General features: G+C 69.6%; 18 protein-coding genes. 10 read left to right on the top strand and 8 right to left on the bottom strand.

Annotation, left to right across the window (positions count from 1 at the left end):
• The first annotated feature begins 61 nt into the window (after window positions 1-61).
• Window positions 62-553, top strand: coding sequence for a twin-arginine translocation pathway signal (locus Q0833_RS06015; RefSeq protein WP_298431257.1), 492 nt, complete (start codon window positions 62-64; stop codon window positions 551-553).
• A gap of 13 nt (window positions 554-566) precedes the next feature.
• Window positions 567-1,157, top strand: coding sequence for a ferric reductase-like transmembrane domain-containing protein (locus Q0833_RS06010; protein WP_298431255.1), 591 nt, complete (start codon window positions 567-569; stop codon window positions 1,155-1,157).
• Here Q0833_RS06010 and Q0833_RS06005 read toward each other — a convergent pair.
• The 4 genes from Q0833_RS06005 to purC form a co-directional block, all read right to left on the bottom strand.
• Window positions 1,147-2,181 carry an alcohol dehydrogenase catalytic domain-containing protein gene (locus Q0833_RS06005; protein WP_298431253.1) on the bottom strand — a complete coding sequence of 345 codons (1,035 nt, stop codon included), beginning with the start codon at window positions 2,179-2,181 and terminating at the stop codon, window positions 1,147-1,149. The genes Q0833_RS06010 and Q0833_RS06005 overlap by 11 nt on opposite strands.
• A 63-nt stretch (window positions 2,182-2,244) precedes the next feature.
• Complete coding sequence (locus Q0833_RS06000) at window positions 2,245-2,763, bottom strand: hypothetical protein (protein WP_298431251.1); 519 nt, start codon at window positions 2,761-2,763, stop codon at window positions 2,245-2,247.
• 113 nt (window positions 2,764-2,876) lie between these two features.
• Entirely contained in the window at window positions 2,877-3,104 is a 228-nt protein-coding gene (gene purS / locus Q0833_RS05995; RefSeq protein ID WP_298431249.1) for a phosphoribosylformylglycinamidine synthase subunit PurS, read from the bottom strand.
• A gap of 11 nt (window positions 3,105-3,115) precedes the next feature.
• Complete coding sequence (gene purC / locus Q0833_RS05990; protein WP_298431247.1) at window positions 3,116-3,877, bottom strand: phosphoribosylaminoimidazolesuccinocarboxamide synthase; 762 nt, start codon at window positions 3,875-3,877, stop codon at window positions 3,116-3,118.
• 137 nt (window positions 3,878-4,014) lie between these two features.
• Between purC and Q0833_RS05985 the strand changes: the two genes are divergently transcribed.
• Window positions 4,015-4,335, top strand: a complete 321-nt coding sequence (locus tag Q0833_RS05985; RefSeq protein WP_298431245.1) for a DUF1476 domain-containing protein — start codon at window positions 4,015-4,017, stop codon at window positions 4,333-4,335.
• A 16-nt stretch (window positions 4,336-4,351) separates the two neighbouring features.
• On the opposite strand, the gene Q0833_RS05980 is transcribed toward Q0833_RS05985, so the two are convergent.
• On the bottom strand, window positions 4,352-5,365 hold the full coding sequence (locus Q0833_RS05980; RefSeq protein ID WP_298431243.1) for a hypothetical protein: 1,014 nt from the start codon (window positions 5,363-5,365) through the stop codon (window positions 4,352-4,354).
• The gene (locus Q0833_RS05975) at window positions 5,365-5,835 is read right to left on the bottom strand and encodes a tellurite resistance TerB family protein (RefSeq protein ID WP_298431241.1); all 471 of its coding nucleotides are present in this window, start codon (window positions 5,833-5,835) and stop codon (window positions 5,365-5,367) included. The genes Q0833_RS05980 and Q0833_RS05975 overlap by 1 nt, the downstream gene beginning before the upstream one ends.
• A 189-nt stretch (window positions 5,836-6,024) precedes the next feature.
• Here Q0833_RS05975 and bmt point away from each other — a divergent pair, with 189 nt between their 5' ends.
• Entirely contained in the window at window positions 6,025-7,041 is a 1,017-nt protein-coding gene (gene bmt / locus Q0833_RS05970) for a betaine--homocysteine S-methyltransferase (protein WP_298431239.1), read from the top strand.
• Window positions 7,042-7,098: 57 nt separating this feature from the next.
• On the opposite strand, the gene Q0833_RS05965 is transcribed toward bmt, so the two are convergent.
• Window positions 7,099-8,163, bottom strand: a complete 1,065-nt coding sequence (locus Q0833_RS05965) for a PA0069 family radical SAM protein (protein ID WP_298431237.1) — start codon at window positions 8,161-8,163, stop codon at window positions 7,099-7,101.
• A gap of 159 nt (window positions 8,164-8,322) precedes the next feature.
• Between Q0833_RS05965 and Q0833_RS05960 the strand changes: the two genes are divergently transcribed.
• Complete coding sequence (locus tag Q0833_RS05960; protein WP_298431235.1) at window positions 8,323-9,024, top strand: B12-binding domain-containing protein; 702 nt, start codon at window positions 8,323-8,325, stop codon at window positions 9,022-9,024.
• A 253-nt stretch (window positions 9,025-9,277) separates the two neighbouring features.
• Complete coding sequence (locus Q0833_RS05955; protein ID WP_367274937.1) at window positions 9,278-9,892, top strand: glutathione S-transferase family protein; 615 nt, start codon at window positions 9,278-9,280, stop codon at window positions 9,890-9,892.
• 16 nt (window positions 9,893-9,908) lie between these two features.
• Here the strand turns inward: Q0833_RS05955 and Q0833_RS05950 are convergent, their stop codons facing one another.
• On the bottom strand, window positions 9,909-10,409 hold the full coding sequence (locus tag Q0833_RS05950) for a gluconokinase (protein ID WP_298431234.1): 501 nt from the start codon (window positions 10,407-10,409) through the stop codon (window positions 9,909-9,911).
• A gap of 139 nt (window positions 10,410-10,548) precedes the next feature.
• Here Q0833_RS05950 and Q0833_RS05945 point away from each other — a divergent pair, with 139 nt between their 5' ends.
• Genes Q0833_RS05945 through purL form a run of 4 tightly spaced genes read left to right on the top strand, consistent with a single transcriptional unit; the run spans window position 10,549 to window position 13,993 of the window.
• Window positions 10,549-10,761: a hypothetical protein gene (locus Q0833_RS05945; RefSeq protein ID WP_298431232.1), complete on the top strand. Its 213-nt coding sequence runs from the start codon at window positions 10,549-10,551 to the stop codon at window positions 10,759-10,761.
• Window positions 10,762-10,763: 2 nt separating this feature from the next.
• Entirely contained in the window at window positions 10,764-11,087 is a 324-nt protein-coding gene (locus Q0833_RS05940; protein WP_298431230.1) for a YbjQ family protein, read from the top strand.
• On the top strand, window positions 11,084-11,794 hold the full coding sequence (locus tag Q0833_RS05935) for a DUF1638 domain-containing protein (RefSeq protein WP_298431228.1): 711 nt from the start codon (window positions 11,084-11,086) through the stop codon (window positions 11,792-11,794). Before Q0833_RS05940 ends, Q0833_RS05935 begins: the two co-directional genes overlap by 4 nt.
• A 39-nt stretch (window positions 11,795-11,833) precedes the next feature.
• Window positions 11,834-13,993, top strand: a complete 2,160-nt coding sequence (gene purL / locus Q0833_RS05930; RefSeq protein ID WP_298431226.1) for a phosphoribosylformylglycinamidine synthase subunit PurL — start codon at window positions 11,834-11,836, stop codon at window positions 13,991-13,993.
• Window positions 13,994-13,999 lie beyond the last annotated feature (6 nt).

The following is a 13,999-nucleotide window of genomic DNA, read 5'->3' as shown; positions in this document are numbered from 1 at the left end:
CCCGGCGACGGGGGCTATCTTGAGCCGTATCCGCCCCATTCTTCGACCGGAGAGATCGGCCATGACCCTCGCCCGACCGAACCGCCGTGCCCTGATCGCCGCGACCGGCGCCGCCCTTGCCACGGGCCTCGTCGTCCCGGCCCGCGCCCAGGGGCTTGCCCCTACGCCGACCATGCGCGGCGGCGCGAACAACTACCGCCCCGGCGCGCCGATCGTCGAGCGGATCGGCGGGGGCGGCTTCTGGATGACCGGCACCGTCCGGCGCGCGGGCGACGGCGCCCCCCTGCCCGGTCAGCGCATCCAGATCTGGGCCCATACGACCGAAGGGCACGAGCGCGACGCGCGGAGCCACGGCGCGACCCTCACTAATGCCGCCGGCGAGTTCCGGCTGGAAATGCCGCAGATCGTGCCCGCCTTCGGCCAGCCGCATGGCCACCTCGCCTACGATGCCGATGAAGGCGACGGCGCGTTCGAGACGGTGTTCCTGCGTCCCATCATGTCCAGCGCTGGCGACACCACGCTCGCGGCGCATTTCGTGCTGCAGCCCGCCTGATCCGCCCCGGCACGTGGCGCGCACGATCCTGATCTGGTGCGCCCTCGGCCTCGCGATCGCCCTGCCGCTGATCGTCGCCGCGCAGAGCCCGCTTCTGGCGTGGCGCGAGCCGATCTACATCGCTGCCGGGTTCGCGGGCGTCGTCGGCCTTGCGCTGATGCTCGTGCAACCGCTTCTGGCGAGCGGCGCGCTCCCGGGCCTGTCGCTTCGGGCCGGGCGTCGGCTGCACCGGGTCATCGGCGCGGCGCTGGTCGCCGCGGTCGTGCTGCATGTCGCGGGGCTCTGGATCACCTCGCCGCCCGACGTCATCGACGCGCTGACCTTCACCTCTCCCACGCCCTTCTCTGCCTGGGGCGTGATCGCGATGTGGGCGGTGTTCGGCGCGGCAATCCTCGCGGTGCTTCGACGCGGGATGGCGCTGCGCACCTGGCGAAAGGCGCATAGCGGCCTGGCCGTCGTGATCGTCGCGGGAACCGTACTGCACGCCCTCTTGATCGAGGGGACGATGGGGGTCGCCACGAAGACTGCGCTCTGCACGCTGGTGGTCGCGGCGCTTATGCGCGCGCTCGTCCGCCTTCGGGCGTTCGGGCGGCCTAGCGGCTGAAATCCGTGACCACGGCGACGCCGGGTGGCGTCGGGCCGTTGAAGGCGGCCAGTTCGTCCGACACGTCCGACAGAGCGACCTCGCGCGCGATCAGCGGCGCCATGTCCACCTGGCCCGAGACAATCAGCCCCAGGAGCGACGGATACCGCCAGCCGGGCATCCCCCGGGTGCCGTAAAGCGCGAGGTTCCCCTGGTAAACGGCGGACATGTCGACATCCATCCGGGCCGTGTGACCCACCGGCATCCCGACCTGCACATGCCGCCCGAGCGGGCGCAGACAGCGGATCGAGTTGTTGACCGTCGCCGGGATGCCCAGCGCCTCGACCGAGACATGGGCACCGCCGCCGGTGATCTCGCGGATGCGCTCGGGGGTGTCCTCTCCGGCCATCACGGCGGCGTCCATCCCCAGCGATAGCGCGTGGTCGAGCTTCTCCTGCACGATATCGACGACGACCACATGCGCCCCCATCGCCCGCCCCAGAAGCGCCGCCGAGAGCCCGATGCCCCCGGTCCCATGCACCGCCAGCCATTCGCCCGCCTCGAGCGCCGCCCGCCCCGTCAGCGCGTGCCACGCGGTCGTCACCCGGCAGCCGAGGCCCGCGGCGACCGTGGGGCTGATCTCTTCGGGCAGGCGTGCGAGATTGAAGTCGCGCGGGACCGCCACGTATTCCGCGAAGGCCCCCGGCTCGATGAAGCCCGGCAGGCGCTGATCGAGACAGGTATTCGACGCGCCCGAGCGGCATTGCGGGCAGGTCCCGCAGGACAGGATGAACGGCGCGACCAGCCGGTCGCCCACGGCGAACTGGGCGTCCGGCCCCGCCGCGACCACCTCGCCGCAATATTCATGGCCGCCGATCTGGCCCGGCTTCACGCGGGGATGTTCGCCCACCCAGCCGTGCCAGTCGGACCGGCACACCCCGCAGGCGATGGTCTTGAGGACGACGCCGTCGGCAGGACAACCGGGGTCCGGCACGTCTTCAATGGACAGGGGGGCGTTGTATTCGCGAAGGACGGCGGCGCGCATGGGGGACCTTTCGGGATTCGGCACGGCCAGCGTGGCAGGCGCGCCCCGCGCTTGGAACCCCCGTCAGCCCGCCGAAAGCCGCGACAGCAGGACGACCGCGCCGTAGATGGCGAGCCCGAAGAAGGCGAGGATGCTGGCGATGCGGATCGGCGTCTTGAGGATGCGGTAGGCCACGATCGAGACGCGCGCCGTCGTGCGCAGCAGGATTGCGCTGGCCCAGGCCGAGACGCGTAGCACCGCCCAGATCGTGACCGCGATGACCCAGAGCGTGAAGAGCACCGATCCGATGGAGACCCAGATCCCGTGGACCTCCGGGTCGCCGAAGGCCCGCACGAAGAGCCCGGCATATAGGCCGAAGCCGATGGCCAGCAGAAGGCTTGCGGCGATGGCGATTGCGTTGGGCGACCACCTGCGCATCGGGGCCGCCGGCCGGAGCGGTGCGGGTGCCGGGTCGGGGGCGGGCGTAGCGGGAGCGGCGCGGACCACGCGGGACGGCGGGGCGTCCGGTTCAGACGGCACGGTTCGGGGAGCCGGGGCGACCTCGATCTCCTCGCCGAAATAGTCGGTCTCACGGTCGGACATGCAACCGCCCCTCGTCTGCGTTCGGGGTCAGGGTTAGCGCAGGCGCACGCCGGCTGCGAAGCGCCGATCGGCGCAGTCGCGTCAAAGCGGTGCCGGACCGTGACCCGGCCACCTCACATCTCGATGCGGTAGCTCTCGATCACCGTGTTCGCCAGCAGCTTCTGGCACATCGCCTCGACCGTCGCGCGGTCGGTGCCCTCGGCCACGTCCAGCTCGATCAGCTTGCCTTGCCGCACGCCCTCGACCCCGTCGAAGCCCAGCGCCCCCAGCGCGTGGCGGACGGCCTCGCCCTGGGGGTCGAGCACGCCGTCTTTCAGCATCACGGTCACGTTTACCTTCATCGCGGGGGCCTTCAGTTGATCAGCGTGGGCTTGGTCAGGGGCGCCGAATTCGTCGGCAGCACGCCGAGACGACGGGCGACCTCGGTATAGGCGTCGGCGAGCGAGCCCAGATCGCGGCGGAACACGTCCTTGTCGAGCTTCTTGCCCGTCTCGATATCCCAGAGCCGGCAGGAATCCGGGCTGATCTCGTCGGCCAGGATCAGGCGCTGGAAATCACCGTCCCAGACGCGCCCGACCTCGATCTTGAAGTCCACCAGCTTGATACCGACGGCCATCATGCAGCCCGACAGGAAGTCGTTCACCCGCAGCGCGAGGCTGATGATGTCGTCGAGATCCTGCTGCGTGGCCCAGCCGAAGGCGAGGATATGCTCCTCGGCCACCAGCGGGTCGCCCAGCTTGTCGTCCTTGTAGCAGAACTCGATGATCGGACGCGGCAGCGGCGTGCCCTCCTCGATCCCGAGGCGCTTCGACAGCGAGCCGGCGGCGACGTTGCGGACCACGACTTCCAGCGGGATGATCTCGCAGGCGCGGATCAACTGCTCGCGCATGTTCAGCCGCTTGATGAAATGCGTCGGCACGCCGACATTCCCCAGCCCGGTCATGAAGAACTCCGACAGGCGGTTGTTCAGCACGCCCTTGCCGTCGATCACCGCCTTCTTCTCGGCGTTGAACGCGGTCGCGTCGTCCTTGAAATACTGCACGAACGTGCCCGGTTCGGGGCCTTCATAGAGTATCTTGGCCTTGCCTTCGTAGACCTTGGTGCGCCTGGCCATGATGTCCTCGGGGGTGGGGTGCGGTTGGGCTGCACATAGGCGAGTATAGAAGGTCCCGCAAGCGAGGCGCCGGGTTGCGGGGCGGGACCGCGGGCCGCATATGGGTAGGGACCGCCACACCTGCCGGAGACCCCGCGATGTCCAACTCATTCGACGACCGCAAGAAGAGCTTCGAATCGAAGTTCGCCCATGATGCCGAGCTCCAGTTCAAGGTCGACGCCCGCCGCAACCGCCTGCTGGGCGAGTGGGCCGGCGGCATCCTCGGCAAGGAAGGCGACGAGCTGGCCGCCTACGCCAAGGAGGTCGTGAAGTCGGATTTCGAGGAAGCCGGCGACGACGACGTCTTCCGCAAGGTCGAGGGCGACCTGGGCGAGAAGGTCCCCGCCGCCGAGATCCGCGCCAAGATGGACGCGCTTATGGTGACCGCCAAGGAACAGGTGATGTCCGAGACGCAGTGATCCGGACGGCGCCCGCCTACTGGAGCGGCGCCGCACCCGCGCGCGCGAACGCGACGAGGCGGCGGCGCAGCCAGCCCGTCTCGCCGCTCGACTGCCGCTTGATCAGGCCCGGGGGCGTCCGACGGCCCCCGGGCCGGCCCAGGAGCTTGCGATCCGGGAACGGGCTGTCGGGATGTAGCAGCACCCAGCGGTCGGTATCGTTCCCGAGCTTGCCCGCCTTCATGTGCCGGATCCGCCAGGCGACCGCGTCGGGCCCGTCATGGCCCAGCGTGTCGCCGTCGGCATAGACGTGGCCCCGCTCGAGGATCTGGGTCGATGCCATGAGCAGCGGGGTCAGCGATTCGACCAGCGGCAGGGGCGACTGACGCACCTCGACCTCGTGGCCTGTGAAGGCGGCAAGACCAATCGTCGCGCCCGAGACGTGGCCTTCGGGCGCGTCCGGATCGGTGAACCAAATCGGCAAGATCCAGTCGAGGAGCGGGATGCCCCCGTCGCGGATGGTCTGGGCCGTCCGGGCGAGCCGCGCGGCCGGGATCACGCGGTTCGACCACCCGGTGACGACACCGGTCGCGATGGGCAGCGCGGCGAAGGTGGCGGCGATGGCCGTGGCATGGCGCGCGGCTGCGACCCGGTCGACGATATCCGCGCCGGTCGCCGTGACGTTGATGACGAGATGCGCCTCGCTCGCCATGATCGCCTGCACCTCGGGCACCGCCGGGTCGAGCTGGTTGCGGGGCAGCAGGTCGTCCCAAGCGAAGGGCAAGGGCCCGCCACCGGTGATCGACGCCACGCTGAGCTTCGCGCCGCAGGACAGCATCGAGAAGGGCGAGGTGGCGGTGTCGAACGGCAAGTCCGGCAGCACGCCGGATTCCCAGTCGAGATCGGGGAAGTCCTCCGCCAGCGCGGCCTCCACGTCGTGGGACGCGTAGCTTAGCCTCTCGGACAGGAGGACGTAGATGGAGAACGGCGCCTCAGCGCGGTCGGCGCCCGCGGTGCCAGGGGTCGGGGCCTGTCGCTTGCGTCCGAACATCAGTGGAGCCTTCCCTTGCCGGTCGCGTCGGCGTTGTCCTGCCGCTCGGCCATGATCCGGATCGCCGTCAGCCGCGCCTCGTTCATCCCGAAACGCGTCGCCATCGGCTTCAGGATGGCCCATTCGTCGTCGCAGACCCGGCCATCGGCCATCGCCACCCGGAGCGCCAACAGCATCGCGGCAACCCGGTCGGCCTCGCCCATGGTCTCCACGGCGTCTTCGAATACCGCCTCGACGCCGTCGCTCCGGATACGCGTCAGGATGGCGGTCGCGGCGGCGCGCAGCACGCGCCCCCCGAGGTCCTTCATGCCCGGCAGCGTGGCCGCGGCGCCGGAAATGGCCTGCATCTCTGCCGGGTCGAGTTCGCCATCCCCATCCGCGGCGATCATCGCGATGCTCAGGAGGGCCTTCGCCCGGCCATATGCCGCACCGTGCCGGGCCTCTGCCCGAAGATCCGTGAAATCCGCCATCCGCCTCGTCCCGCGCTGCTGCCTGTCGGGGCCAGCCTCGGGTGTGCGCGTGGCGAAACAGTGGGCCGTATGGGGCGAAGTCATGTCAGCGGCGCCGCGCTCATGTCTAACATGCGGAGTATGAATTTGCGTCCGCACCGCGCGCGCGCGAAAAGGCCCGACCGAATCCCCTGTGCCGGAGGCCGCCCCATGCCCGATGCCCTGACCACCCTCCTGCGTGATCGCGATTGGCTTCTGGCCGACGGGGCCACGGGGACGAACCTGTTCAACATGGGCCTCGAATCCGGCGACGCGCCGGAGTTCTGGAACGACACGCGCGTGGCGGACGTGAAGCGGCTCTATTCGGGTGCCGTCGATGCGGGATCGGACCTGTTCCTGACCAACACGTTCGGGTCGAACGCCGCGCGACTTAAATTGCATGACGGCCAGGCGCGGGCGCACGAGCTGTCTTGCAAGGGCGCAGAGATCGGGCGCGAGATCGCGGATGCGGCCGGGCGGCCCGTCATCGTCGCGGGCTCGATGGGGCCGACGGGCGAGATCATGGAGCCGATGGGCCCCCTGACCCACGCCACCGCCGTCGAGATCTTCCACGAGCAGGCCGAGGGCCTGAAGGCGGGCGGGGCGGACGTGCTCTGGGTCGAGACGATCAGCGCCCCCGAGGAGCTGCGTGCCGCCGCCGAGGCCGCGGCACTCGCCGACATGCCGTGGTGCGTCACGATGAGCTTCGACACCGCCGGGCGCACGATGATGGGCACGACCTCGGACGCGATGACGCGGCTGATTGGCAAGCTGGCGCACAAGCCGGTCGCGTACGGTGCGAATTGCGGGGTCGGCGCGTCGGATCTCTTGCGCACCGTGATGGGCTTCGGCGCGACCGACCGTCCGCTGATCGCCAAGGGCAACGCGGGCATCCCCAAGTATCACGACGGCCACATCCACTACGACGGCACGCCCGAGTTGATGGCCGACTATGCCGTGCTGGCGCGCGACGCGGGCGCCACCATCATCGGCGGCTGCTGCGGCACGACGCCGGACCACCTTCGGGCGATGCGGACTGCGCTGGAGACCCGGCCGCGCGGCGACACGCCCGAGCTGTCGGTCATCGCCGAGACGCTGGGCGGGTTCTCGTCGGACAGCGACGGCACGGACGGCAATGCCCCGACCCGTGACCGGTCGGGCAACCGGCGGCGTCGCGCACGGGCCTGACCGGGACAGGAAGGGTCGGCACGCGAGCATCCCGCAGAAACGGTTACAAGCGGCGCGCTATAGAAGCGCCAGCTGATCGCCCGCCCGCGCCGGCACGTGGAAGAGATCGCAGCGCAGCAGCGGCAGGCGGTAGGCCAGCCCCAGCGACGCGCAAGCCCGGTCGAACCGGCGCTGCAGCAGGTCGGCATGGACGCCCCTGCCCCGCATCCGATGCCCGAACCCGCCATCGTAGAGCTTGCCGCCGTGGAACTCCCGCACGCGGTTCAGCACTTTCCGCGCCCGGTCGGGCACATGGGTCGCGAGCCACTCCTCGAAGAGCGGCGCCACCTCGAGCGGCAGGCGCAGGGGGATCATGCTGGCGGCCTGGGCGCCGGCGTCGCGCGCCGCGTGAAGGATCGCCTCGACCTCGTGATCGGTCAGGCCGGGAATGGTCGGCGATACCATCACCCGCACCGTCACGCCCGCCGAAGCGAGCCGTTCGATCGCCTTCAACCGGCGCGACGGCACCGGCACCCGAGGCTCCAGCTTGCGGGCCAGGGCATCGTCCAGCGTGGTCACCGAAAGCCCGACGCGGCACAGCTCGGGGCCCATCTCCGACAGGATGTCGATGTCGCGTTCGACCAGCGTGCCCTTCGTCGTGATCGCGGTCGGGTGGGCGTGATCGCGAAGAACCTCGAGCAGGCCTCGCATGATGCGCCGCTTCGCCTCGATCGGTTGGTAGGGATCGGTGTTCGTGCCGAGCGCCATCGTCTTCGGCACATAGCCCCGCGCCCCCAGTTCGGCGGCTAGCGCCTCGGGGGCGTTGGGGCGTGCGATGAGCTTGGTTTCGAAATCGAGGCCCGGCGACAGGCCCAGCCACGCATGGGTCGGGCGGGCGTAGCAATAGATGCATCCATGCTCGCAGCCGCGATAGGGGTTCACCGACCGGTCGAACCCGAGATCCGGCGAACGATTGGTCGAGATCACCTTCCGTACCGTCTCGTCGCGCACCGTGGTCGGCACCGCGCCCTCGAACACGGTGTCCCGCGCGTGGCCTTCATAGCGTCCCGCCCGGTTCGACAAGGCGCCCCGCGCGGCAACGGGGGTCGATCCATCCATCAGGCGTGGCATTTCGTGATCCATGACGGGTCCTCCGGCGCGGCAGCGAGAAGAACATATGTAGAACATTGGCACCCCGACGACAACATGAGTCGCGCCGCAACATCCTGTTGTCGTATTTCGCTTGGTCAAACGGCGCCCGGCGCTCCACATGGGAACAAGATCAGCCCGGAGGCCGTGCCCATGTCCGACGAAGACGACATCGTCCTGAGCGAGTTGGACGACGATGAACTCGTCCAGCAGATGTTCGACGACCTGTATGACGGCCTCCGCGAAGAGATCGAGGAAGCCGTCGGCATTCTGCTGGAACGCGGCTGGCAGCCCTATGACATCCTGACCAAGGCGCTGGTCGGCGGCATGACGATCGTCGGCCACGATTTCCGCGACGGCATCCTCTTCGTGCCCGAGGTTCTGTTGGCGGCGAACGCGATGAAGGGCGGCATGGCCATCCTGAAGCCGCTTCTGGCCGAGACGGGCGCGCCGCGCGTCGGCAAGATGGTGATCGGAACGGTGAAGGGCGACATCCACGACATCGGCAAGAACCTCGTCTCGATGATGATGGAGGGCGCCGGATTCGAGGTCGTAGATCTGGGCATCAACAACTCGGTCGACGCCTATCTCGCGGCGCTCGAAAGCGAGGGGCCGGATATCCTCGGGATGTCGGCCCTGCTGACGACGACGATGCCTTACATGAAGGTCGTGATCGACACGCTGGTCGAGAAGGGCATCCGCGACGACTACACGGTCCTCGTGGGCGGTGCGCCGCTCAACGAGGAGTTCGGGCGCGCCATCGGGGCCGACGCCTATTGCCGTGACGCGGCCGTGGCGGTCGAGACGGCCAAGGATTTCATGGCCCGCAAGCACAACCAGATGGCCGCCAGCTAGTCGGGGCTCGCGAGGCGCGTGGCGGATCTTCTGGCGCTGGCACGAGCCGTTCCCCGCCCGATATCCATGATTTGAAACGGGTCGCCGTCACCGGCGCTCCGTAAGCCGTACACGCTCGGCGCGACCGCCACGATCCTGGGCGATACCGGGCCATGCGCCCTCTGGGGTTGCGGCAAGACGACCCGGCACCGAACGCGTTGAACTCCCCCGCCCGCACGTCCAGACTGCGGCGTCGCAGAGCCCGGAGATCGAGATGACCCTGACCCTTCACGCCGCGCCGGGTACGGTCGCGCTCGCCGTCCATGCCGCGCTCGAGGAAGCGGGCGCCGATTACGAGGTCGCATGGCTGGACTTCAAGGCCGGCGAACAGACCGCACCGGCCTTCCTCGCGGTGAACCCGAAGGCGCGCGTGCCCGCACTTGTCACGCCGCAGGGCGTGCTGACCGAGACGCCCGCAACGCTCGAATGGATCGCGGCGACCCACCCGGATGCGGCGCTGATGCCGTCCGATCCGTGGCAAGCCGCGAAGGTGCGCGAGGCGATGTCCTACCTCGCCTCGACCGTGCATGTGAATCATGCCCACAAGATGCGCGGCCATCGCTGGACCGGGGATGCCGCAGCCCAGGCCGCGATGACCGCCGAAGTGCCGCGCACGATGCGGGACTGCGCAAACTATCTGGAGGCGGGGCTCGACGGCGATTGGCTGGCGGGCGAGTTCTCGGTCGCCGACCTGCATCTCTTCGTGGTCCTGCGCTGGCTGGACGGCGATGGCGTACCGCTGGCGGAATTCCCGAAGCTTTCGGCCCTGAAGGCACGGATCGAGGCGCGGCCCGCCGTGGCCCGCATCCTGCCCCAGCACGCCCGCTAGGACGGCCACGCCCCCGTCAGCCCCGGCGCAGCGCCCCGGCCGCCTCGGCCGCAACGACGTCGAGGGGGCGCGTGATGTCGGCGGTCACCACCCCTTCCTCCGCGCCCGGAACCTCAAGCGTGGCCAACTGGCTGTCGAGCAGCGAGACCGGCATGAAATGCCCCGTCCGCTCGGCCATGCGCGCGGCGATCAGGTCCCGCGGCCCGGTCAGATGCACGAAGCGCACGTCGCCGCCCCGCGCGCGGATACGCTCGCGATAGCTGCGCTTCAGGGCCGAGCAGGCCACGACGATGGTGCCGTCCGCGGCGGCGAGCACGTCGCCGATCCGGTCCAGCCAGGGCCAGCGATCCGCATCTTCCAGCGGCGTGCCCTGCGCCATCTTCTCGACATTGGCCGCCGGGTGCAGGTCGTCGCCATCGACGAAGGCCCCGTCCAGGGCCGCGGCCAGCCGCTGCCCGGTCTCCGTCTTGCCCGTCGAGGTGACGCCCATCACCACGACCTTGAGATCCTCCGCCATGCGCGCCTCCCTGCCCGGCGGCCAAGCTGACAGCCGCCCCGCCCGTGTCAATGCCGACGGGCAGCGAGCCCCGCGCGGATTGGATTCGTCGCAGGCCATGCGTATCTAGATATGGAACCCGACCTGCGGAGGCCCGCCCATGCCCCTCGACCGTCTTGTCCTGCTCATCGTCATCGTGATCGCCGCCGGCGGCGCGACGCTCTGGCTCGGGGCCGTCGTCGCCTCGGCCTTTGCGTGGCCCGGCGGCTGGCTTCTGGCCATTCCCGCAGCACTCGTCGCCTATATCGCCGTCCGCATCGTCGGCGACCGGCTGGGCAATGCCGAGGACGACCATTACGACCGGATGGAGTGACCATGGACCCGATCATCACCACCGTCGACGGCGTGCCCGGGCGCGAGGTCACGCATTGCCTCGGGCTCGTGAAGGGCTCGACCGTGCGCGCCAAGCATATCGGGTCGGACATCGTCGCGGGCCTGCGCAACCTCGTGGGCGGCGAGGTCAAGGAATACGCGGCCCTGCTGACCGGCGCGCGCGAACAGGCGATTGACCGGATGCTGGCGGAGGCGCGGCTCCTGGGGGCCGACGCGGTCGTGGGGATGCGGCTGGAAACCTCGACCATCACGCAGGCCGCCTCCGAGGTCGTGGCCTACGGCACGGCGGTCAAGCTCGCGCCATGACCGCGCGACGCGGCGGCCGCGCGGCGCGCCTCGGGGCCGTCCCGCCTGCCGACGATCCGCTGATCCGCGAGGGTCTGACACCCCGCGCCCCCGCCGACCGCGCGGCCCGCGTCCTCGTCCTCGCCTGCGGCGCGCTCGCCCACGAAATCACGGCCATCACCCGACAGGCCGGGCTCGACCATGTCGACCTCCATTGCCTGCCGGCGATCCTCCACAACCATCCCGACCGCATTCCCGGTGCCGTGACCGCCGCGCTCGACGCGGCCACCGGCTACGGCGCGACCTTCCTCGCCTATGCCGATTGCGGCACCGGCGGCGCGCTGGCCCGGCTGGCCGATGCGCGCGGCATCGCGATGCTGCCCGGCGCGCATTGCTACGCGTTCTACGAGGGCGTCGAGGCCTTCGCCGCGCGGGGCGAGATCGACGCCTTCTACCTGACGGATTTCCTCGCGCGGTCCTTCGACGCCTTCGTGACCCGACCTCTTGGCCTCGACCGTCACCCCGAGCTGCGGGACATGTATTTCGGGCACTACCGACGCCTCGTCTACCTCGCCCAGACCGACGATCCCGCCCTCGATGCGCGGGCGCGCGCGGCGGCCGTGTCGCTCGGGCTGTCCTTTGAGCGGCGGCACACGGGCTATGGCGACCTGACCCCGGTGCTCGGCGCGATCCCCCGCCCGCTAGACCCCCCCGTGGACCTGCCGTAAGAGGGGCGCGATCCTGCCCCAGCCCGAGTTCCGCCGCGCATGTCCGACCCCGCCATCACCCCCGACCTGATCGCGGCCCACGGCCTGTCGCCCGCCGAATACGACCGCATCCTCGAGATCATGGGGCGCGAGCCGAGCTTTACCGAACTCGGCATCTTCTCGGCGATGTGGAACGAGCACTGCTCCTACAAGTCTTCGAAGATCCATCTGAAGACCCTGCCGACCACCGGACCGCAGGTTATCTGCGGACCGGGCGAGAACGCGGGCGTCGTGGATATCGGCGACGGACAGGCCGTGGTCTTCAAGATGGAGAGCCACAACCACCCTTCGTACATCGAACCGTACCAGGGTGCGGCGACCGGTGTGGGCGGCATCCTCCGGGACGTGTTCACCATGGGCGCGCGGCCCGTGGCGGCGATGAACGCGCTCAGCTTCGGCGAGCCGTCGCATCCCAAGACGCGGCAACTGGTCCACGGCGTCGTCGAGGGCGTCGGCGGCTACGGCAACTGCTTCGGCGTGCCGACGGTTGGCGGCGAGGTCCGCTTCCATGCTAGCTACAACGGCAACTGCCTCGTCAACGCCTTCGCGGCGGGCATCGCGGATGCGGACGCGATCTTCTACTCGGCGGCCTCGGGCGTCGGGCGGCCGGTGGTCTATCTCGGCGCCAAGACGGGCCGCGACGGCGTCGGCGGGGCCACCATGGCCAGCGCCGAGTTCGACGACACCATCGAGGAGAAGCGCCCGACCGTGCAGGTCGGCGACCCCTTCACGGAAAAGCGGCTGATGGAAGCCACGCTCGAGCTGATGGCCACCGGCGCGGTCGTCTCGATCCAGGATATGGGGGCCGCGGGCCTGACCTGTTCGGCGGTCGAGATGGGCGACAAGGGCGGCCTCGGCATCCGGCTCGACCTCGATGCCGTGCCGGTCCGCGAAACCGCGATGACCGCCTACGAGATGATGCTGTCCGAAAGCCAGGAGCGGATGCTCATGGTGCTCGACCCCGCCAAGGAAGCCGAGGCCCGCGCCGTGTTCGAGAAATGGGACCTCGATTTCGCCATCGTGGGCGAGACCATCGCCGAGGACCGCTTCCTGATCGTCCATGGCGGCGAGACGAAGGCCGACCTGCCGCTCTCGACCCTCGCCTCCTCGGCACCGGAATACGACAGGCCCTGGGTCCCGACACCCGAGGCGCCCCCCCTCGCCCATGTTCCCCCCGTCGAGCCGATGGAAGGCCTGCGCGCGCTGATCGGCAGCGCCAATTATTGCGCCCGCGACTGGGTCGTCGCGCAATACGACACGCAGGTCATGGCCGACACGGTCATCACGCCGGGCCTCGATGCAGGCGTGATCCGCGTTCACGGCACCGACAAGGGGCTTGCTTTCACCTCGGACGTCACCCCCCGCTATGTCCGCGCCAATCCCGAACGCGGCGGCGCGCAGGCGGTGGCCGAAGCCTATCGCAACCTCGTCGCCAAGGGCGCGCGGCCGCTGGCGACGACCGACAACCTCAACTTCGGCAACCCCGAGAAGCCCGAGATCATGGGCCAGTTCGTCGGTGCGATCCGGGGCATCGGCGCGGCCTGCACCGCACTCGACATGCCGATCGTGTCTGGCAACGTGTCGCTCTACAACGAAACCGACGGCGCGGGCATCGACCCCACGCCGACCATCGGGGCCGTCGGCCTGATCGAGAACCTCGGCCGCCGCATCCAGGGCCGGGTGACGAACGGGATGATCGCGCTTCTCCTCGGCGGGGCGGGTACGCATCTCGGACGATCGGCGCTGCTGGCCGAGCATCTGGATCGCGAGGACGGCGACGCGCCCGAGATCGATCTCGCGGCCGAGCGCGCCCATGGCGAATTCATCCTCGCCAATGCGGGCTGGATTACTGCCTGCACCGATCTCTCGGATGGCGGACTGGCCCTCGCGGCGTTCACGCTGGCCGAGGCGAACGGGCTCGGGGTGACCCTCGACCCCGCCGATACGGCCGAGCTCTTCGGCGAGGATCAGGGCCGCTACCTCCTCGCCTGCACCTTCGACAGCGCCGAGGCCCTGATGGTGGCCGCCGGACAGGCCGACGTGCCCCTGACGATGGTCGGGCAGTTTGGCGGCGGCATGGTGCGCTTCGGCGCCGCGGAAGCCCCGCTCGAGGCACTTTCGGACCTCTATCGTGGCCGGTTCGAGACCCTCTTCGCCTGAGGCCGA

It is taken from the genome of uncultured Jannaschia sp. (assembly GCF_947503795.1).
Classification (GTDB): Bacteria; Pseudomonadota; Alphaproteobacteria; order Rhodobacterales; family Rhodobacteraceae; genus Jannaschia.
Note: the sequence above shows the minus strand (reverse complement) of the source record. Positions and strands in the feature narration are given on the sequence as shown.

Coding starts and splice junctions, on each gene's coding strand:
- Q0833_RS06015 (WP_298431257.1), top strand. CDS start 62: ATGACCCTCGCCCGACCGAACCGCCGTGCCCTGATCGCCGCGACCGGC.
- Q0833_RS06005 (WP_298431253.1), bottom strand. CDS start 2,181: ATGCGCGCCGCCGTCCTTCGCGAATACAACGCCCCCCTGTCCATTGAA.
- Q0833_RS06000 (WP_298431251.1), bottom strand. CDS start 2,763: ATGTCCGACCGTGAGACCGACTATTTCGGCGAGGAGATCGAGGTCGCC.
- purS (WP_298431249.1), bottom strand. CDS start 3,104: ATGAAGGTAAACGTGACCGTGATGCTGAAAGACGGCGTGCTCGACCCC.
- purC (WP_298431247.1), bottom strand. CDS start 3,877: ATGGCCAGGCGCACCAAGGTCTACGAAGGCAAGGCCAAGATACTCTAT.
- Q0833_RS05985 (WP_298431245.1), top strand. CDS start 4,015: ATGTCCAACTCATTCGACGACCGCAAGAAGAGCTTCGAATCGAAGTTC.
- Q0833_RS05980 (WP_298431243.1), bottom strand. CDS start 5,365: ATGTTCGGACGCAAGCGACAGGCCCCGACCCCTGGCACCGCGGGCGCC.
- Q0833_RS05975 (WP_298431241.1), bottom strand. CDS start 5,835: ATGGCGGATTTCACGGATCTTCGGGCAGAGGCCCGGCACGGTGCGGCA.
- bmt (WP_298431239.1), top strand. CDS start 6,025: ATGCCCGATGCCCTGACCACCCTCCTGCGTGATCGCGATTGGCTTCTG.
- Q0833_RS05965 (WP_298431237.1), bottom strand. CDS start 8,163: ATGGATCACGAAATGCCACGCCTGATGGATGGATCGACCCCCGTTGCC.
- Q0833_RS05960 (WP_298431235.1), top strand. CDS start 8,323: ATGTCCGACGAAGACGACATCGTCCTGAGCGAGTTGGACGACGATGAA.
- Q0833_RS05955 (WP_367274937.1), top strand. CDS start 9,278: ATGACCCTGACCCTTCACGCCGCGCCGGGTACGGTCGCGCTCGCCGTC.
- Q0833_RS05950 (WP_298431234.1), bottom strand. CDS start 10,409: ATGGCGGAGGATCTCAAGGTCGTGGTGATGGGCGTCACCTCGACGGGC.
- Q0833_RS05945 (WP_298431232.1), top strand. CDS start 10,549: ATGCCCCTCGACCGTCTTGTCCTGCTCATCGTCATCGTGATCGCCGCC.
- Q0833_RS05940 (WP_298431230.1), top strand. CDS start 10,764: ATGGACCCGATCATCACCACCGTCGACGGCGTGCCCGGGCGCGAGGTC.
- Q0833_RS05935 (WP_298431228.1), top strand. CDS start 11,084: ATGACCGCGCGACGCGGCGGCCGCGCGGCGCGCCTCGGGGCCGTCCCG.
- purL (WP_298431226.1), top strand. CDS start 11,834: ATGTCCGACCCCGCCATCACCCCCGACCTGATCGCGGCCCACGGCCTG.